This is a genomic window from Helicobacter anseris, assembly GCF_003364335.1.
Lineage (GTDB): Bacteria > Campylobacterota > Campylobacteria > Campylobacterales > Helicobacteraceae > Helicobacter_H > Helicobacter_H anseris.
Window position 1 is genome coordinate 22,728 of record NZ_NXLX01000001.1, and the last position, 20,577, is coordinate 43,304.

Consider the following 20,577-nt stretch of genomic DNA (forward strand, 5'->3'; position numbering starts at 1 on the left):
ATGAAAATTGTAAAAGGTTTTTTTTGTTCATTTTGGGTGATATTGCCTTTTATTGCTCTATATATAGGTGCGTGTGCTATTGCGACTTTTATTGAAAATGATTATGGAACAAGCGTTGCAAATGTAGTTGTATATAAATCTTGGTGGTTTAACCTTTTGCACATATATTTTATCATTGCCTTAATAACTACACTTTTTTATTCCAAGCCTTGGAAAAAGAAACGATATGCTAATACTTTATTACATTTATCCTTCATCGTCATTATTGTAGGTGCAGGTATTACGAGATTTTTTGGATTTGAGGGGATGATGCATATTAGAGAGGGTGAAGCCTCTTCTAGTATTACAGTTTCAGAGCCAACATTAAATATTATGGCAATGCAAGATCAAAAAAGAGAATTCTTTTTTCTGCAAATTCCTTTGATAGCATCTTCAAAATTTAATCCAAAAAAAGAGAGCGTGAGTTTCTTTGGTAAAGATTTGATATTAAAAGACTTTGATGTTAAAAAAGTTAGTGAAGATAAGCGAGATGATACTCTAGCAATTTCTTTACAGGCTGAATATGATGGAATCTATCAAACTTTTCATCTTGTTGGGGGGAAAAATAGTGATTTAAAGTTTGATAAGGGATTTTTTAAAGATACTCAAATTTTTATGAGTTGGGGATCTAGAAATGTTGCCTTGCCATTTCAAATTAAGCTTAATAAATTTGAATTGGAGCGTTACGCAGGATCTAACAGCCCTTCATCTTATGCTTCAGAGGTTGAAGTTTTGGATGAAGATGGTCGAGTAATTATGCCTTATCGTATATTTATGAATAATGTTTTGGATTTTAAAGGGTATAGATTCTATCAATCTTCTTATGATAATGATGAAAAAGGAACGGTGTTATCTGTTAATAAGGATCCTGGAAAAAATATTACTTATTTGGGGTATGCAATGCTTATACTTGGTGCATTTGGGAGTTTTTTTGGAGCAAGTGGTAGATTTAGTATTTTAACAAGATATTTGCACACTCAAAAAATTGCTATATTTTTGGCATTTGTACTGCCAGTTTGTTTTTTATTCCAAGAAAGTTATGCCTCTGAAGTTTCGCAAGTAGATTTTCAAGACAAAGTCCAATTTATTAAAAATTTTAAAGAAAAATCCTTAAAGCATACCAAAGAGTTTTCCACCATTCAGTTGCAAAATATTTCTGGAAGAGTTGAACCAATTGATACGATAGCAAATAATGTGGTGCATAAAATTACCAAAAAAGATAATTTTATGGGTATGAGCAATGCGCAAATGTTCTTAGGAATGATGCTTTATTCTGATATTTGGAGAGATCTTAAGATTATTTATGTGAATGATAAACAAATAAAAAAGATTATTGGTTTAGATTCTAAAGAAGATTACGCATCCTTCTCAGATTTTTTTAGTGATAAATTGGGTTATAAGCTCAATAATTTTGTTGAAGAAGCAAATCGCATAGATCCTGCAAAAAGAGATATGTTCGAGAAGAATCTGCTAAAAGTTGATGAAAGAGTAAGTTTGGCATATAGTATTTTTAGTGGAAGTTTTTTAAGAATTTTTCCAATGCAAGAGGGTAATAAATGGTTAGATCCTATTGGAATTGCACAACAGGCAAAACCAGAAGTTGTACATCAGGTTTCTAGATTACTCAGAGATTTTTTTGTTGGCTTTGATGAGGGGTTGGTAAGTGGAAAATGGGATAAGCTTGATGGAGCTATTGCAAATATCAAGACTTATCAGAAAGAATATGGGGGAGATATTTATTTACCTGATAAAAGAATTAAGGCAGAGATTTTGCTAAATCAAAGTAATTTTTTCAACAAGCTTATTCTTCCTTATATTGTTCTTGGTTTTTTGTTGTTTTGTAGTGTTTTATTTTGTATTATCAAGGATAAAAAACTTTTTTCTTGGTTGGGCAGAAGTTTTTATGCTCTTATGTTGATATGCGTATTGATACATACTTTTGGATTAGCCCTAAGATGGTATGTTAGTGAACATTCTCCTTGGAGTAATGCTTATGAATCGATGCTATATATTGCTTGGGCAAGTGCTTTTGCTGGGGTTGTGTTTTTTAGAAAATATAATCTTGCGCTATCAGCAAGTATGTTTTTAGCAGGCATAAGTTTGTTTGTGGCAAATCTTGGTTTCATGGATCCTCAAATCACTCCACTAGTACCAGTTTTAAAGTCTTATTGGCTTAATATTCATGTTTCTATTATTACTGCAAGTTATGGATTTTTAGGACTTTGCTTTGTCTTGGGTGTTATTAGTTTGGTGTTATTTAATTTTAGAAGAGTAGGATTTGAGAGAATTGATCAAAGTATTTTATCTTTATGTGCACTAAATGAAATTAGTATGATTTTTGGCATTATGATGCTTACTGTAGGTAATTTTTTAGGAGGTGTTTGGGCCAATGAATCTTGGGGAAGATATTGGAGCTGGGATTCCAAGGAAACTTGGGCATTAATTTCAATTGGAGTTTATGCAATTATTTTGCATTTGAGATTTTTGGGTATTCAAAAAATGCCTTATATATTTTCTTTAGCAAGTGTAATTGGATTTTACTCAATATTGATGACATACTTTGGGGTAAATTATTATCTCTCAGGAATGCATAGCTATGCTGCTGGGGATCCTCTCCCAATTCCTATGTTTGTTTATTTCTTTGTCGCAATTACTATTTTACTAGGCATTTTTGCATATTTTAAATCTGATTTAAAAAGTCAATATTGATGATAAAGAAAGTTTGTATAAGTTTCATTGCTTTAATTTTATTTCTTTTATTTTGCAGTTGTATTTTGCTTTTTACAAAAAGTGGAAATGATATACTTAAGCCTTTCTTGCGTGATGCTATTTGTAAATATTATTCTAAAGATGTTTTTTTAAGGGATTTTAGGTTAAGCTTAAAAACATTAAAACTAACATTAGAATATAGAAAAATTTTAGATATTGTTATTGATGGTGATATTTCTTTATGGAATCAAAAGCTTAATTTGAGTGTAAATGGTAAAAGTAAAGCGGTAAAAAATGCTTTTAGTATTCATGGGGAAATCAATGGCAGTTATAGACAGCTTTATATAAAATTAGCAAGTAATATTGCTTCATCTACTACTGATATGGTTGCTGAGTTAAGTTCAAGAAAGCTTACTAGATTTTATATGCAATCTAAAGGTTTAAATCTTGAAGATATGATGCTATATCTAGGCTTTGATGGGTTTGTATATGGAAGGGTAAATGCAAGTATAAATTTTGATAAAAGATTGGTAAAAAAAGGAGATTTTTCTCTTGATCTTTTTGATGTTTATTTTTCAAAAAATTTAAGCTCTATTGCATTTTTTGATTATTTATTGAAGACAAAAATCAATGGTAGTTTTAATGGTGATTTGCAGAATGACAATCTTTTTTTGATAACAGGAGGGGCTAAAACACCTTTTTATACATTTGAATTGAAGGATTCAAGAGCAGGTTTGGGATTTTTAGATGTATCTTATATTTTTGAATTACCTAGCGTAAAAAGGATTGATAGAAAAATTAAAAAAGACTTTGGTATTGTTGGAAGTGGAAGTATTTCTTTTGATAATTCCTTTAAGATGGATTTTATGACTTCTAGTTTAGGTGGGAATATTATTACACAGTTAGAAGCTCATAAGCTTCAAACAAGTTTTGAGAATGTACAATTGGATAAAATTCTTTCAATTCTTGGTATATCGCAGGATTTATATGGAGATTTTTATGGAACTTTTGATTTTATAAAGCAAAATCATGCAGGAAAAATAGAGGGACATATTAAAGAATTTTTTATGAAAAAAAATAAATTCTTTGATTTGATTTATCAATATACAAAATTTGATATTCAAAAAGAGGTTTTTGCAGAAATTCCACTAAATGCTAGATTAGAGGATAAAAAACTTTATCTTCAAAATATAGATACAAAGAGTCAAAATATGCAACTTGTAACGAAGGAAGCAACTTTAGATTTTAAGAGCATGCGTATGAATATCCCCATGACAATAGGTATTAAAAATAGTGCGTTAAATTTAAGGATTTTTGGATTGATGCAATCTCCTCAGGTTGAATTTAAATTAGGGGATGTTTTAAGATTGGATAAAAAAGGTTTTTTATATAATCTCAATTTTTAATAGAAGAAGTGTAAAGAAACTTAATACAATAAATAAGTGAATTTGATAAAAGAAAGATTAGTAGTAAAATAGCTTCTAGCAACTAGAAGCTTAAAGAAGAAAGTGGATTTGTTGTAAAGGCAGGATTAGATTTTAATAACAAATCCACCAATGAAAATTGCTAAGATAATTAGAGGTATGATAAATTTGACATACCAAAGCCAAAATGTAGCAAATTTACTAGGCGTGTCTTTGCCATTGTCTAGCTCTTTGATTGCTTCATCTTTCAATACCCATCCCACAAATAAACTTGCCCCTAGAGCTGTGAGTACAAAGAAAATATTGCCACTAATAAAATCAAAAGCATCAAAGATATTTCTTCCAAAGATTTTGATATCCGACCAAGGGCCATAGGTTAAAATAGAAGGAATATTTCCAAAGATAAAGATTGTTAAAAGCGTGAGGTTTATAGCTGTATTTTTTGAACACTTGAATTTTTCTTGAAGCACGCTGATAACCACTTGGTAGATAGTAATTGAAGTAGTAAGCGCTGCAATAATTAAAAGCAAGAAAAATACGATGGCAAAGAAGTTGCCAAAATGCATTTGTGAAAAAGCAATAGGCAGGGTTTTAAAAACTAAAGATGGTCCAGAATCTGGTTGAAGCCCTGCGCTAAAAAGAGAAGGGAAAATCATAAAGCCTGCAAGAACAGCAATAATTGTATTGACTATGCTAGTAATACTTGCAGTTTTTATGAGATTTTCCTCTTTATTTAAATGTGATGAAAGTGTAATCATCACACCAAATCCAAGTGATAGGGCAAAGAATACTTGTCCTAATACATAAAGAAAAAGTTGAGGAGTGATTGCTGAGAAATTTGGAGTGAGGTAGAATTTCACACCTTCAATAGCACCATCTAAAGTAAGGTTTCTTATAACCATTGCAATAAGGCATAAAAATAGTAGAGGCATTAAATATTTTACACTTTTTTCTATACCATCAATAATGCCTTTTCTTAGGATAAACCAATTGATGAGCACAAAAATAAAAGTATAGATTCCAATAGCAAGCGGTGCATGCTCTATATTTTTTTCATAAAAACTTGATGTAATTTCTTTTCCTATGGGCGAGGAGAGATTGAAATCAGATGAAAACCCACATATATTTGAGAAGATATTAACAATATAAGAAATTACCCATCCCCCAAGCACCATATAATAAGCCATAATGCCAAATGAACCTATAATTCCCATATAGCCTAAAATTTTCCAAACTTTTGGGATAGGTTTGTTATTGACATTGCCTCCAAAGGCATCAACAGAATTGCAATGAGCTCTTCTTCCAATGACATTCTCTACTAAGATTACAGGAATCCCAATTAGAATCATTGCAAGGATAAAAATCAACACATAAGCACCGCCACCATGCTCCCCTACAAGATATGGGAAACGCCAAGTTGCACCAAAACCTATCGTGGCCCCTGCAACAGTAAGAATATAGGTAAGTTGGCTAGACCACGTTTGTCGTTTCATAATTTAATCCTTAAATATAATTTTAGTAGAAAATATATTAACTTAAGAAAGAGATTTTTTTACACAGAAGGTTTATATTTTTATGGTTTAGTCCTTAAATGTAACAATATCAACAAAAGCATATTATAAAATAATAAAAAATAATTTTAAATTTAAGGTTAGATCAATGCAAGAAGATAAGATTAGATGGAATCTAAGATATCAAAATGATGGTATGCCTACACAAACAAGTGATTTGCTTTTGAGATTTAAGAATATTTTACCTAAAACTGGAAAGGCATTAGACATTGCTTGTGGTAATGGACGCAATTTAAATTTTTTGGCAAAAAAAGGATTGCAATGTGAGGGAGTGGATATCTCTGAGGTTGCATTAAGTAAGGTTGCAAAAGATGAGAATATAAAAACTTTTTGTTTGGATTTGGATACATATAAATTAAAGGAATCTTACTATGATGTTATTTTAAATTTTTATTATTTAAATAGAGATATTTTAAAACAAACTTGCATGGCATTAAAGAAGGGTGGTATTTTGTTTTTAGAAACTTTTATTGAAGATGAGGCATATCCCACTACTATTGAAAGTAAGAAAATATTAAAAAAGGGAGAATTGGAGAGTTTTTTTAGAGATTTTGAAATTTTATGCCATGAGTTTAAAATTATTACTAGAGATAAAAATTTTGAAGAAGCAAAAGTAGTGTGTTTTGTGGCAAAAAAATGTTAAAGATATCTACACAAAACAGATTAAAAAAAATTATTAAGATTGCCATTCCATCAGGAATAAACTCATTGCTGGATATTGTCGTGATTGCAGTCAATATATTTTTTATGAGCATGATAAGTGATTCTCATATTTTAGCTATGGGATTGGCTTTGAATTTTTTGATGTTATTTTATGCAGTTAATGCGGTTTTTTCTGTGGGGACTAATGTTCAAATCTCTCATTATTTTGGTGCTAAAGAATATCAAAAAATTCATTATGTTTTTAGTAGTATTGTTCAGGGAAGTTTTGTTATTTCGGTCCCTTTGGTTTTGATGGGTATTTATGGTGCAGGTTTTTTCTTTGATTGGATTGGGGTTGATGGTGAAGTAAAAAATTTAGCATTGGTTTTTAATGATTTTATTATTTTTACGCTTCCAGCACTAATTTTAAAAAATATTTTTACAGCAGCTTTAGCAGGAATTGGTAATACTATTTATCCTTTATTTGTGCGATTAGTAAGTATGGTGTTTTCAATTCTTTTAACCTATATTTTTGTTTTTATTTATCATCTTGGCATAAAAGGTGCAGGGATTGCATATTTGATTGTAGGATATTTGGAGCTTTGTATTTTTATTTTAATTTTTCTTGTAAAAAAAGATTTATTTTCTTTTGGTCTTTTTGAAAAACAATATCTTTTTAATATGTTTAAAATAGGAATCCCTGCGGGATTTGAGAGATTGTTAAGCTTATTTTCTTTGATTTTTACTACAAAAATTATTGCTACTTATAATGATTGGGTTTTAACAGGTTCTCAGATTGGTAGTAGAATCGAAGCTTTTTCTTTTATGCCTAGTTTTGGTTTTATGCTTGCTGCTATAGTGTTAGTGGGGCAAAGTCTTGGAGCAAAAAAAATAAGAGAAGCAGAGATTTATACATTAACAATTTTAAAATTTTCAAGTTTGCTGATGGGAATTACAGGTATTTTGCTTGTAGTTTTTGCTAGATATCTATCCTCCCTTTTTAGTTCTAATGAAGAAGTTATATCTTCTTCTGTGTATTATCTTATTGCTGTTGGAATCTCTCAGATACCCTTAATTTGGTCTTTTGTTCTTGATGGTGCTTTAAGGGGGGCGGGCAAGACAAAACTTGTGCTTTTAATCAATGCAATCAGTATTTGGTGTTTTAGAATTTTTCCAATGATTGTTTTGGCATATTTTGATTTTGGATTTATTTGGATTTATACAATGATTTGTATTGAAACTTATATCAGGGCATTGATTTTTTGGCGGGTTTTTAAAAAAGGTGCTTGGAAAAATACAAAAAGAGATATTTGAAGAGAAACTCTTCAAATATCTTAGAACACAGGATTTGGTGTTTTTGTAGTATTTTTTGGCAAGATTGGATAGATGATTTGAGGCTTAGAACCTGTGAGTGCATCAAAAAATATTTCAATTTTTTTCGCTTCTTCATCACTAATTTCTATACCAAGCTGAATAGCTCCCATTTCTTTGATTGCATCTTTGACATCCCAAAATTGTCCATTATGAAAATAAGGCATCGTTTCTGCAATATTTCTTAGTGTAGGCACTTTTACCATTCCATTGCTATCACCTTTAAATCCACCTACATTTGCAAATTTATAGGGTTTTACTACACCAAATGGTTGCATACTGCCTCCTAGATTGATTCCATTGTGACAAGCATTACAACCCTTATCAATAAATAATTCTAAACCTTCTTGTTCTTGCTTGCTTAATGCTTTGATATTGCCTCTTAAGAAATCATCATATCTGCTTGGAGTGATGAGAGTGGCTTCAAACATTGCTATTGTATCAGCAATAAGCTTGAAAGTAATTTTTACATTATTGCCATAAGCTTTTTTAAACTCGCTTACATATTCAGGCATTGATAGAATCTTTTGTAAAACAAGATCTTGTGTTGCTGCCATTTCTACTGGATTTTGAATAGGACCTTGTGCTTGATCTCCTAGATTATGTGATCTACCATCCCAAAATTGAATGTTATTAAATAGGGAATTATATACAGTTGGCGAGTTTAAGGCACTAGGATTTTTTTGCCATTTATTACCAACTGCAGTTGGAATAATATCTGCTCCACCAAGACCAAGATTATGGCAGGTATTACAAGAGATAAGATTGGAGCTTGATAGTCTAGGATCAAAGAAGAGTTTTTTTCCTAGTTCAATTTGCTCTTTTGTCATTAGTGGCTTATAGCCAACTTGTAATTCTTGAGCTTTTTTATTTTGATATTGTTGCAATTCCTTGCCTTCAGGAAGTGGCTTTAAACCAGCATCTTGAACTTTTTTTAATAAGTCTTGAGGTGTTGTTGCAAAAGTTTGCGTGATACAAAGTGCTAAGATACAAAAAAATCGAGTTGTTTTGTTCATTATCTGTCCTTTTGAATTGATATTATTTTGATAAGTCAATTCTAACAAAATATAATTAAACTAAATGATAATTTTTATTATTTAGTTTAATTTATCAAAATTGATAATTTTACTTAGTCTTTAAGAAAATCATCTTATCTTAAACAACAAAATGTTATATTACACCAAATTATTTAGAGGTTATTATGAGCTATACACATCTACATTTACATACAGAATATTCGCTACTTGATGGTGCAAATAAAATTAAAAAATTGGCACAAAGAATTAAAGAGCTTGGGATGAATAGTGTGAGTATGACAGATCATGGCAATATGTTTGGTGCTATAGATTTTTATACCACAATGAAAAAAGAGGGTATTAAACCTATTATTGGAATTGAGGCTTATTTGCATAATAATGAAGACTTATCCTCTAAAGAAAGCAAACAAAGATTCCATATCTGCTTATATGCAAAAAATGAGATTGGATATAAAAATCTAATGTTTTTAAGCTCTAAGGCCTTTTTAGAGGGATTTTATTATTATCCAAGAATAAATAAAAAAATATTAAGAGAGCATAGTGAGGGTATTTTGGCTTCTTCTGCATGTTTGCAAGGCGAGGTAAGTTGGCATTTAAATACAAATAATCCTAGAAATGTTAAGTTTGGTGCTAAAGGATATGAAGTTGCAAAAGAAGTAGCTTTAGAATATAAAGATATTTTTGGGGATGATTTTTATCTTGAAATAATGCGACATGGCATTGGGGATCAAAAATTTATCGATGATCAATTGATACGCTTGAGTATTGAGACGGGTATCAAGTTAATTGCTACAAATGATACACACTATACAAAGAAGGAAGATGCAACTACACAAGAGGTAGCAATGTGTGTTGCAATGGGAAAAACTTTTAATGACAAAGATAGAATGCGTCATTCTGTAAAAGAGTTTTATGTCAAATCTCAAGAAGAAATGCAAAGGTTGTTTGCAGATATTCCAGAAGCAATTGCTCATACACAAGAAATCGCAGAAAAATGCAACCTAGAAATAGATTTAAAAGATGAAAAAAACAATCCCCCAACACCTCCTACTTTTGTTTTTACAAAAGAATATGCAAAAAATGAGGGGCAAGATATTGACAATGATGCGGACTATTTTGCTTTTAAAGCAAGGGAAGGGTTGGAAGAACGACTAAAGATTGTTCCTTCACAAAAGCATCAGATTTACAGAGATAGATTAGAAGAAGAAATACGCATTATTAATCAAATGAAATTCCCAGGATATATGTTGATTGTTTGGGATTTTATCAATTATGCAAAGAAAAATAATATTCCTGTAGGTCCTGGTAGGGGAAGTGCTGCTGGTAGTTTGGTGGCTTTTTGTTTGAAAATAACTAATATTGATCCAATGAAATATGACTTGCTTTTTGAAAGATTCTTAAATCCAGAAAGAGTTTCGATGCCAGATATTGATACGGATTTTTGTCAAAGAAGGCGTGGAGAAGTTATAGATTATATGATTGAAAAATATGGGAAGTATAATGTAGCGCAAGTAATTACCTTTGGTAAAATGCTTGCAAAAGGTGTAATTAGGGATGTTGCAAGGGTTTTGGATATGCCATTAAAAGATGCTGATACATTTGCAAAGCTCATTCCTAATCAAATAGGAATTACTTTAGAGCAAGCTTGGGATTTGGAACCAAAGATTAAAGCTTTTGTAGATTCTGTGCCTCTTGCAAAAGATGTTTGGAGCTATGCATTACAATTAGAAGGGTTTAATCGTAATGCAGGAAAGCACGCAGCAGCAATCGTAATGGATTCTCAAAAAGAGCTTTGGCATAAAACTCCTTTATATAGCAGTGATAAAACTGGTGGGGCAATTGTTACACAATATTCGATGAAATATCTTGAGCCTGTAGATTTGATTAAGTTTGACTTTCTAGGGCTAAAAACTTTAACCGTGGTGCATGACGCATTAGAGTTGATTAAAAAGCGTTATGGAAAAGAAATAGATTTTTTGAGTATTGATGTCGATGACAAAAAAGTCTATGAAACTATCCAAAGCGGGGATACTCTTGGGATATTCCAAATAGAATCTTCTATGTTTCAGGGGCTTAATAAACGAATTAAGCCAAGTAGTTTTGAGGATATTATAGCCATTATTGCTCTTGGTCGTCCAGGACCTATGGAATCTGGGATGGTAGATGATTTTATCAATAGAAAACATGGTTTAGAACCCATTACTTATATGTTTGATGAGTTAGAACCTATATTGCGTCCTACATATGGCACGATTGTCTATCAAGAACAGGTAATGCAAATCGTGCAAACTATCGGAGGTTTTTCTTTAGGTGGGGCAGATTTAGTGCGTAGAGCAATGGGTAAAAAGATTAAAGAAGAAATGGAGAGATTAAAAGGGAGTTTTGCAGATGGTGCAGAGAAAAAAGGTTTTGATAGAGCTAAAGCCGAAGAATTATGGGAGTTAATTGTAAAGTTTGCTGGCTATGGTTTTAATAAATCGCATTCCGCTGCATATGCAATGATTACTTTTCAAACAGCTTATCTCAAAACCTATTATAAATACGAATTTATGGCCGCTTTACTTAGTAGCGAAGCAGATAAAATAGAATCTGTTGCAAAATATATTGATGAAGTAAAGCAAATGGGAATTGAGATAGTTCCACCTCATGTGAATATCTCGGACATGCATTTTGGTGTTGGGGATTTTAATGAAAATGGCAAGGAGGTAAAAAAGATTATTTTTGGTCTTTCTGCAATTAAGGGGGTGGGTGAAGAGCCTATTAAAAATATTCTTGAATCAAGAAAGGATGGAAAATATCAGAATTTAGAAGATTTTATTGCAAAAATTGATTTTTCAAAAATGAGTAAAAGGGTTTTGGAGCCTTTGGTAAAATCTGGAAGTCTTGATGGTCTTGGGTATAGTAGGGCTTGTATGTTTGAAAATATTGATAATATTTGTGATAGTGGTAGAAGCAAGGATAAGCTCATAGAAATGATGTCAAATTCTTTGTTTGGTGAAAGTCAAGAAGAAGTGAGTGTGCGTTTTGATTTTCAGGATATAAAAGAATATGAGATGCAAAAATTGTTAGATTATGAATATGAGTGTTTAGGAATCTATGTTTCAGGTCATCCTTTAGAGAGCTTTAGAAAAGATATAGAAAATTTAAGTGGCGTGGTATCAAGTTTGAGGCTCTCAGAAGTGCAAGATAGCAATTTTTGTTTGATTGCTGGAAAGGTGTCAGATATTAAGCGCAAAATGAGCAAAAATGGTAAGCCCTATGGCTATGTAGATATCTTAGATCTCTACGGTAAAGTAGAAATTATGTTTTTTGAAAAAAATCTCAATGATTTAGAAAAATTCAATCTAGATTTACCATTGGTATTTAAATGCAAGATTGAACAAAGTGATGAAGGACATCAAATACGCTTGATTGAAATTATGGATTTAGATCAAGCGCAAGGACAAAAAATTGAAGTAAATTTCAAAGAAGAAAAAGAGGAAGTTGGTGAAGTTGAAATGGGTTGCCCATTGGCACTTAGGCTCTTTGGTAATATAGAGAGTAGCTTTTTTGAAACTCTAGCCAATGGTGCAAAAAAACATTTAGGTGGGAGGGAATTGAGGATTTTATTGGATGATGGGCAAGAGACTTATATGTTTATTAGTGGTCTTAGGGTTAAAACTTCAATAAAAGAAGAATTTAAAGAATTAGAATGGATAGATTGGGAATAAAATGCGTTTAAATCAGTATATAGCACATCATACAAAATACTCTCGCAGAGAAGCAGATTCTTTAATTGCGCAAGGACGTGTGAATGTAGAAAAGCAAAAGGCTGCTTTAGGTCAGGAACTTTTAGAGAATCAGAGGGTTTTTATTGATGGAAAGAAGATTAAGCCAAAAACAAATGGGCATTTTAGTGTAATTATCTATCATAAGCCAAAGGGAGAATTGGTTACAAAAAAAGACGATAGAAATCGTCGCACAATTTTTGATTCTTTAGATAAAAAATATAAACATTTCACGCCAGTAGGAAGACTTGATTTTGCAAGTGAGGGGTTGTTGATTTTGACAGATGATAAAAAGGTTGCACATTATTTGATGCATAGCGATTTGCAAAGAGAATATATTTTAAAAATTTCAGGAAAAATCACCGAAGAAATGATTAAGGCTATGGAAGAGGGATTGAATCTAGAAGATGCAAGAGCAGGGGGACATCAAGAAAGTAAGATATGTGCAATGGATTTCAAACCATTTGATTCTTATATTATTTATAAAAACGATTCTAATTTCTCAAAACTAAAAGTGAAAATTTCTGAAGGTAAAAATAGAGAGCTAAGAAGATTTTTTGGACATTTTAAAGCAGAGGTTTTGGATTTAAGGCGTGTAGGATATGGCTGGATTGAATTGTGCTCTTTGCCTGTCGGAAAAGTGCGGTTTTTAAATAGAGATGAGTATAAGAAGTTGCATATTTTTATGAAAATGTTAGAAAGACCTCTAAAATAATTCAAAAGAGCACGGAAAAGTTGGCACTAAAGATGTTTTCTCCACCTAAAGCAACATCAGATGCAAATTTTGTTGATGCAAAATGATGATATAGCAAATCAAGCGTAAAGAGATTTATAAAGCGAAAGCGAAGACCTGTATTAAATTGAGTAGCTAAGCTAGTGTTATTAAAAGAATATATTGTTGTAGAATATGGTGAAGAGAGTTGCATGCTATTATACACTAATCCACAACCTACACCAAGAATTATTCCGGTGCCTATTGATTTGTCAAAAAATCCAATAATCATATCTGCATTGACTGTCAGTTTGAGGGAATTTATTTTAGTGAGTTTTGCAATTGAGCCCAATAAGGGGTCTTTAAAATCAATGTCTGAGAAGATTCCATCAGATAGTTGTGCATAAGCTTGAATTCCAAAATAGGGTGAAAACATTTTCATGCTACCAATATTGAAGCCAAGAAAGATTTCTTTTAATTGAATATCTTGTTTAGGTATAAATACAGATTCTTGGATATGAAATTGTGGTTCAGTTCCACCGATTTCAAACCCTACAAAACCTTTGATATTTGATTTATTGGCAGAAGGCAATGGTTGGGTATTTGATTCCTGGGGAGTGTTAGCGCCCTTTATTTCTTTTTCTATTTTTTTATCCAAAGATGACTGTATATTTGTATCAACTTTTTCTTTTTTACTCTCTAATTGTTGCTCATTAAGAATACGGAGTTGCTCTTGTAATTTAGCTTTTTTGATTTGTAATTCAAGCATTTCTATTTCTTGTTTTGTTTGTTCCTTTGATTCATTTGCTTGATTTGTTTGTATCAATATAAAAAGACTAGAAATTATTAGAATAAAAATTTTTTTCTGTATTTTATGCATTATATACCCCATATCATAGAAAATTGTGAGGATTATACCCCCCCCCCCACTTAAAAAATAATAAAAATTTTTTATATTATGAAGTATTTCATTAGAGATTTGACTTAGTTTCAATATAATGCAAAGGGATAGCAAGGAGTGAAAATGCAAATTAAATTTAATGGTAAATATATAGATACAAATCTCAAAGATACGCAGGAATTTTTTTTGACACAAAGCAATAGTGAAGATGATGTTTGGATTGTAAATGGTTTTGCTACTAAGGAGAAGCAGGAATTAAAGGAAGATGATGAATTATTTTGTATAGCAAAAAATACAATGCCTCCCAAAGATGCCTTAGATTCTATGATGCGTGCAAGACATACGCCAAAATTACATGATAAGCTTAAACAAGCAAGTGTAGCGGTTTGTGGCTTAGGGGGATTGGGATCGCATATTGCAATAATGCTTGCAAGAAGTGGTGTGGGAAGATTAAGGCTTATAGATTTTGATGTTATTGAGCCTAGTAATTTAAACCGCCAAGCTTATATGGTAAGTGATTTGGGTAGATATAAAACAGAGGCATTAAAAGAACAGATTTTTTCCATCAATCCATTTATTGAGGTGTGTATTCATACATTAAGAATTGATGAAAAGAATCTTAGCGAGTTGTTTATCGATGATGATATTGTGTGCGAGGCATTTGACAATATCCCCTCTAAAACTTTATTGATGCAAAATTTTCATAAATACTATAAAAATAAAATTTTGATTTGTGCCTCTGGTCTTGCTGGATATGGAGATTCTAATAGCATTCAAACAAGAAAGATAGCAAATAATTTTTATATTTGTGGAGATTTAAAAAATGGTGCTAGGGTTGGCAATGGTCTTATGGCACCTAGGGTGAATATTTGTGCTGCACATCAAGCAAATTTAGTATTAGAGCTCTTAGGAGGAGAATAACCCCCCCCCCCTCCTTGGTTTGTTTATTTTTCAAAAAAAGATAACGGTTGAATAAATGGAGTGATAATATCCCAATGTTCAACAAGCTTTCCATTTTGCAATCTAAATAAATCATAAAAAATTACCTCAGGTGCCTTTCCATTAGAATCTATAGCCCCAAGCTCTCCTTGACTAACAGCAAGAACAAAGTTCCCTTCACCTAGCAGTAATATATTATGTGAATATTTTAATTTAATATGATTTTTTTGCATATATTGTAATGCTTCCATTAACCCTTCAAGACCATCTTTGATATCACTATTGTGTTGAATATATGTGTTTTTATCAATATAAGTATCAAGATTATCTTTTTGTTGGATAAGAATATCATTGATAAAATCTTTAACAATTTTTTTATTCTTTTGGATATCCTGTTTGGTATCAATTTCTATTACCCCATCAATTTGTGTATGACCACTAGGATTGTTTGGTGCTTTTAGGGTAATATTTTTCCAAGATTTTGTAATTTTTTTGTCTTTTATAGAAAGGATATCAAAGCCTACTTTGATAACCCCATCTTCCTTAAATTCGCTGTGCAAGACAATAAAATTATCATCTTTTAGGATTCTATAAATTTTTACATCTTCTCTTTTATTTTCTTGCATATAAATTTCTATACTATCTAATATTGTTTCCATTCCGACCAATAAACTAGCACTAGTCACTAAAGCAGTTATATTTTTTTTCATAAATGACATTTTTGCTCCTTAATTTTTTTTTAAGTTTTATTAACTTGATTTTGAAATTTTAAAGAATAAAGTTCATAAAAACAAGTAATTATATTTTTATAACATAATATATATTTTTTATACTATTGCGATATAATGGTAATTATAATAGATAAATAATTGGAGAATTTATGGAATATATTTCACCTTGTCCCGTTGAAACAGCTTTAAATCTCATAGGAAATAAATGGAAGTTTTTGATTATAAGAGAATTGCTTGATGGTAAAAAGCGTTTTGGAGAATTGAAAAAAAATATTGCTAAAACAAAAAATCAAGAGATTTCACAAAATGTTTTAACTTCAAATTTAAGAGAACTTGAAGAAGCAAAATTGGTTTTAAGAGTAGTATATGCCGAGGTTCCTCCAAAAGTAGAGTATTCATTAACACCCTTAGGGGAGAGTTTGAATGAAGTTTTAAATAGTCTGAAGAATTGGGGGGAACTTTATGCACATAAGAGCTAGCTTGACTAGATTTTGAAGGGTTTATTTATATCTCTTCAAAATCCATTTTACTAGCAGGATTAAGACAGGAACTTCAATGAGCGGGCCTATTATTGTTGCAAAAGCTTGTGGTGATGCGATACCATAGTATCCTATGGAAATTGCAATTGCTAGTTCAAAATTGTTTCCGCTAGCACTAAAACATATAGAGCAAGCTTGTGGATATGATAACTTATTTTTATTGCATAAATACCAAGAGATAAAAAACATTAAAATAAAATAAAAAATCAAAGGTAGGGCAATACGCAGAGTATTAAGAGACATTTCAAAAATTTGATTTGAATGATAAGAACACATAATGATAATGGTAAAAATTAAAGTAATGGGTGTGATAGGACTAATTTTTGGTAAGAATTTTTCTTGATACCATTGCTTCCCTTTTGTATTTATGAAAATAATACGACTAAAGATGGCCATAATAAAAGGAATACCAAGATAAATTAACACATTTTTGCCAATTTCTTGCATTGAGATATTTGATGTTTTTATGTCAAATGTAAAACCAAAATAATTTGGTAATAGTTGTAAAAAAATAAATGCCAAACTAGAAAAAAATAGAATCTGAAAAATACTATTAAGAGCAATCAATGCGCCAGTATATTCTCTATCCCCTTTTGCAAGATCACTCCAGACTGCCACCATAGCAACACATCTTGCAAGTCCAATAAGAATGATTCCTTGCATAAATTCTATTTTGTCATGCAGGAAAATGATAGCAAGAGCAAACATCAAGATAGGACCTATGATCCAATTTAGTATTAAAGCAAGCAAAAGAGATTTTTTGTTTTTAAATATTTTAAAAATTTGCTGATATCTAATTTTTGCCAAAGGTGGATACATCATTGTAATAAGACATAGCATTAAAAGCATATTGATGGATTGGTATTCAAAAATACTCCAAAAGTTGGATATATTTGGAAAAATTATCCCAAGAGCTAGACCTATAAAAATAGATAAAAAAATCCATAAAGTTAAAAATTTATCAAAAAAGCCTAGCATCTAAAATCTCCTAAAGTGTTATTTTTGATGGATTCTAGTAGCGCAATTACTTTTGATTCTAAAATTTTTATACTTTCTTGAAAGGCTGTATCATCAAAATTACTAGGATCTTCTAACTGAAAATCAAAAGAGTATTTTCCCCTAAGGGTAGGGCATTTTACCCCACATCCCATAGAAATTACAATATCAATATCTTTTGGTAAAGTATCGATAGTTTTTACATAATGATTACTCATATCTATACCATAGTTTAGAGCAAGAAAATAAATCGCCTTAGGGTGTATGGAGCGACTTTTCTCACTACCAGCAGAATAAATTTCTAGATCCAGTTGCATTTTTTTAGCATAAAAATTTGCCAAGGCTTCTGCCATTTGAGAGCGACAACTATTGTGTATGCATATAAAAGCTATTTTCATTTTTTATCCTTTGTGCAAGTGATTGTTTTTAATGGAGGTAATTTTAGTTTTAGTGCTTCAATAGAATCTAAAAGATCTTGACAGGTTTTATGTGGCTTTTCTTGGATTTTATAATATGCCCATACACCTTTTCTTTGCAATGATAAAAAACCTGCGTCTTTTAAAATTTTTAGATGTCGAGAAAGTCTTGATTGAATCATTCCTAAAGATTTTTGCAAATCACATACGCAAAGCTCTCCATTTTGCTTCAAAAATGCCAAAATTAAAACCCTGCTTTCATCATTTATAGCTCCGCTAATTTTTAAAAAATTCTCTAGATTATTTTGCATTCTTTCTCCTTTAGACGAATTCAAGTAATATGCCAAAGCTTATGGAAATAATCAAAATTGTGCTAATAAAAATTGCTAAAAATCTAAAACTAAAATTTTGTTTTAATAAAATAAGTTCAGGCAAAGAACAGCCAGCTCCAGCAATCAAGAAACTCATTACAATGCTTTCAGAGATTCCGATATTTATGAGACTTAATCCTATGGGTATTATTGCTTCTGCTCTGATATAAAGCAATATTCCTATAATTGGAGCAATCACAATACCAACAAGCCCATATTCTTTAATTTGGTTTTCTAAGAAGTTTTGGGGGATGAAACCATGTATCAAAGCACCAATACCCATGCCTATAATAATATAGGGTAACATTTTTTTATAATCCTTGAGGGTTTCAAAGATTATGTTTTTATAGGCGGAGGGTTTTTGTAGAGGAGGTTGCTTGGAATTATGGATAATTTTATTGGGTTTTAGGAGAACTGAGGGATTTTCTATTGTTTTTGTGGTACTAAATGGTTTTTTACAACAAGCATTTTGAGTGAGGTTAGAATGATTGGAAATAAGTTTCTTAGGGTTGAGTTTGGAGATGATGATTGCTATTGCTAAAATTGTAACCAATAAAAATAGTGTGTATAAAAAAGTAATCTTAATGCCTAAAGTAGTTAATAACATGATAAGGATAATAGGATTTAGAAGCGGGGAGATAAAAAGGTAGGCACTACAGATTCCAAGCGGGATACCATTTTTTAAGAAGGCATTAAATAGGGGTATTGTGGAGCACGAGCAAAAAGGCGTTAATATGCCCAGTAACAATGCTTTTATATAACTTAGAAGAGTTTCTTCTTTTAAGTGTTTTTCAAGTAGATGGCTGTAGCGGTGATTGAGAATTGTTATAAGAATTGAAATAAAGATAAAAAGTAGTGAAATTTCTAAAAAAAGAAAAATAAAATATTGTAAAGTATTTAATATTTTAGGAATCATAATATTTCCTTGTTAGTAAAATTATGGAATTAAAGCATAATTATTTTAATATATCAATATATGTTGATATATTAAAATTTTATATATTAGATTCAAGTAATCTTTTTTAAAAATAGGGGATATGAATAGATACATTTTGTAACATTATTTTTTACTTTTACTAATAAAAATTTTACTTTTGGGAAGTTTTCTATAAAAAACCAATTATTATTAGATTGTGTTAAATATTAAGAAACATAAGGAGATAGAATGAATCCTAACAAGTGGAATAAAACAGATACGGTTTGGATGCTTAGTCTTTTTGGTACAGCAATTGGTGCAGGAGTTTTATTTTTGCCTATAAATGCTGGTATGGGAGGTTTGATACCTTTATTAGTAATGCTTGTTTTGGCATTTCCGTTAACATTCTTTACACATAGGGCATTATGTCGTTTTGTTTTGGGTGGTTCTGAAAAGAGTGATGATATTACAGTGGTTGGTCAAAATTATTTTGGCAAAACAGGAGGTTTTACTCTTACTGTGCTTTATTTCTTTGCAATATTTCCTATATTGCTTGTTTATAGCGTAGGAATTACAAATAATGTGAGCAGTTTTATGATGCATCAGCTTGGTTATGCAGAGCCAAATCGTTTGATTTTATCTTTTGTTATTGTAGCAGCCTTGATGACAGTAGTTAATTTTGGGGAAGAGGTTGTTGTAAAAACTATGTCAGCAATTGTTTTTCCTTTCATTACAATTCTTGTAATTAGTGCCTTATGGTTAATACCAAAATGGAATGGAGTTTTGTTTGAAAATATTAGTTTTGAGCCAAATGTAGATGGCCAGAGTATTTGGGTAGTGTTACTACTTATTCTTCCTACAATGGTTTTTGCATTTAATCATTCACCTATTATCTCTTCACTTGCTGTTCACTGTAAAGAGACATATGGAGATAATGCGGATAAAAAAGCTTCAAAAATTATTGCTTATAGCAATATTTTGATGGTAGTGGTTGTTATGTTTTTTGTTTTTTCTTGTGCAATGTGTTTGAGTCCTGAAGATTTCAGGGTTGCAAAAGCGCAAAATCTACCTATTTTGTCTTACTTGGCAAATCATTTTGAAGATATGAAGGTATTTGCAATGCTTGCTCCAATCGTTGCTTTTGTTGCAATGGGCAAATCATTTTTTGGGCATTACTTAGGGGCAAAAGAAGGTTTGAATAGAATCTTATTTTATGCTTCAAATAATAAGATGTCATTAAAATTAGCAAATGGCATCACAGGAATTATTACTTTTGTTGTTGCTTGGCTTGTGGCATATAAAGATCCAAATGTTTTGGATATTATCGAAAGTATAGGAGGTCCTATTTTGGCTATCATACTTTACATTATGCCACTTTATGCAATTTACAAATTTCCAAAATTAGCAAAATATAAAACCCCAGCTGTGGATTTTGTTATCTTAATTTTTGGTTTAATTGCAATTTCAACAGCTATATACAAGTTGTTTTAATTTTT

The 20,577-nt window shown here is 31.0% G+C and carries 17 protein-coding genes; 9 read left to right on the plus strand and 8 right to left on the minus strand.

All coding sequences use genetic code 11. The features are described 5' to 3' along the window. Together ccsA and CQA57_RS00125 are read left to right on the plus strand one after the other, a co-directional pair. Positions 1-2,748 (plus strand): cytochrome c biogenesis protein CcsA, encoded by a 2,748-nt coding sequence (gene ccsA, locus CQA57_RS00120; protein WP_115578203.1) that lies wholly within the window; start codon positions 1-3, stop codon positions 2,746-2,748. Beyond that, entirely contained in the window at positions 2,748-4,154 is a 1,407-nt protein-coding gene (locus CQA57_RS00125; protein WP_115578204.1) for a hypothetical protein, read from the plus strand. Before ccsA ends, CQA57_RS00125 begins: the two co-directional genes overlap by 1 nt. Positions 4,155-4,279: 125 nt before the next feature. On the opposite strand, the gene CQA57_RS00130 is transcribed toward CQA57_RS00125, so the two are convergent. Continuing rightward, positions 4,280-5,665, minus strand: a complete 1,386-nt coding sequence (locus CQA57_RS00130; RefSeq protein WP_115578205.1) for a sodium-dependent transporter — start codon at positions 5,663-5,665, stop codon at positions 4,280-4,282. Positions 5,666-5,831: 166 nt separating this feature from the next. Between CQA57_RS00130 and CQA57_RS00135 the strand changes: the two genes are divergently transcribed. Beyond that, entirely contained in the window at positions 5,832-6,386 is a 555-nt protein-coding gene (locus tag CQA57_RS00135; RefSeq protein ID WP_115578206.1) for a class I SAM-dependent methyltransferase, read from the plus strand. Continuing rightward, positions 6,380-7,699, plus strand: coding sequence for an MATE family efflux transporter (locus CQA57_RS00140; protein WP_147288329.1), 1,320 nt, complete (start codon positions 6,380-6,382; stop codon positions 7,697-7,699). The genes CQA57_RS00135 and CQA57_RS00140 overlap by 7 nt, the downstream gene beginning before the upstream one ends. Positions 7,700-7,719: 20 nt before the next feature. Here CQA57_RS00140 and CQA57_RS00145 read toward each other — a convergent pair whose 3' ends face one another. Continuing rightward, a complete protein-coding gene (locus CQA57_RS00145) occupies positions 7,720-8,772 on the minus strand; it encodes a cytochrome-c peroxidase (RefSeq protein ID WP_115578208.1) in 1,053 nt (350 codons plus the stop codon). 185 nt (positions 8,773-8,957) lie between these two features. On the opposite strand from CQA57_RS00145, the gene dnaE reads away from it, so the two are divergent. Together dnaE and CQA57_RS00155 are read left to right on the plus strand one after the other, a co-directional pair. After that, a complete protein-coding gene (gene dnaE / locus CQA57_RS00150; protein ID WP_115578209.1) occupies positions 8,958-12,503 on the plus strand; it encodes a DNA polymerase III subunit alpha in 3,546 nt (1,181 codons plus the stop codon). 1 nt (position 12,504) lies between these two features. Continuing rightward, positions 12,505-13,275: a pseudouridine synthase gene (locus CQA57_RS00155; protein WP_115578210.1), complete on the plus strand. Its 771-nt coding sequence runs from the start codon at positions 12,505-12,507 to the stop codon at positions 13,273-13,275. A gap of 1 nt (position 13,276) precedes the next feature. Here the strand turns inward: CQA57_RS00155 and CQA57_RS00160 are convergent, their stop codons facing one another. Then, complete coding sequence (locus tag CQA57_RS00160; protein ID WP_147288330.1) at positions 13,277-14,152, minus strand: porin family protein; 876 nt, start codon at positions 14,150-14,152, stop codon at positions 13,277-13,279. Between the two features lie 144 nt (positions 14,153-14,296). Between CQA57_RS00160 and thiF the strand changes: the two genes are divergently transcribed. Next, complete coding sequence (gene thiF, locus CQA57_RS00165; protein WP_115578212.1) at positions 14,297-15,094, plus strand: thiamine biosynthesis protein ThiF; 798 nt, start codon at positions 14,297-14,299, stop codon at positions 15,092-15,094. A gap of 23 nt (positions 15,095-15,117) precedes the next feature. Here the strand turns inward: thiF and CQA57_RS00170 are convergent, their stop codons facing one another. Then, positions 15,118-15,831: a nuclear transport factor 2 family protein gene (locus tag CQA57_RS00170; protein WP_115578213.1), complete on the minus strand. Its 714-nt coding sequence runs from the start codon at positions 15,829-15,831 to the stop codon at positions 15,118-15,120. A 161-nt stretch (positions 15,832-15,992) separates the two neighbouring features. On the opposite strand from CQA57_RS00170, the gene rrpB reads away from it, so the two are divergent. Then, the gene (gene rrpB / locus CQA57_RS00175; protein WP_115578214.1) at positions 15,993-16,322 is read left to right on the plus strand and encodes a MarR family transcription factor RrpB; all 330 of its coding nucleotides are present in this window, start codon (positions 15,993-15,995) and stop codon (positions 16,320-16,322) included. Between the two features lie 21 nt (positions 16,323-16,343). Here the strand turns inward: rrpB and arsB are convergent, their stop codons facing one another. From arsB to CQA57_RS00195, 4 genes are read right to left on the minus strand one after another with little or no spacing between them, the layout of a single operon-like run. Then, the gene (arsB, locus tag CQA57_RS00180; RefSeq protein ID WP_115578215.1) at positions 16,344-17,360 is read right to left on the minus strand and encodes an ACR3 family arsenite efflux transporter; all 1,017 of its coding nucleotides are present in this window, start codon (positions 17,358-17,360) and stop codon (positions 16,344-16,346) included. Further along, a complete protein-coding gene (locus CQA57_RS00185; RefSeq protein ID WP_115578216.1) occupies positions 17,354-17,776 on the minus strand; it encodes an arsenate reductase/protein-tyrosine-phosphatase family protein in 423 nt (140 codons plus the stop codon). Before CQA57_RS00185 ends, arsB begins: the two co-directional genes overlap by 7 nt. Continuing rightward, positions 17,773-18,105 (minus strand): ArsR/SmtB family transcription factor, encoded by a 333-nt coding sequence (locus CQA57_RS00190; RefSeq protein WP_115578217.1) that lies wholly within the window; start codon positions 18,103-18,105, stop codon positions 17,773-17,775. The genes CQA57_RS00185 and CQA57_RS00190 overlap by 4 nt, the downstream gene beginning before the upstream one ends. A 10-nt stretch (positions 18,106-18,115) precedes the next feature. Next, the gene (locus tag CQA57_RS00195) at positions 18,116-19,081 is read right to left on the minus strand and encodes a permease (protein ID WP_115578218.1); all 966 of its coding nucleotides are present in this window, start codon (positions 19,079-19,081) and stop codon (positions 18,116-18,118) included. A 249-nt stretch (positions 19,082-19,330) separates the two neighbouring features. Here CQA57_RS00195 and CQA57_RS00200 point away from each other — a divergent pair, with 249 nt between their 5' ends. Then, the gene (locus CQA57_RS00200) at positions 19,331-20,572 is read left to right on the plus strand and encodes an aromatic amino acid transport family protein (RefSeq protein ID WP_115578219.1); all 1,242 of its coding nucleotides are present in this window, start codon (positions 19,331-19,333) and stop codon (positions 20,570-20,572) included. Positions 20,573-20,577 lie beyond the last annotated feature (5 nt).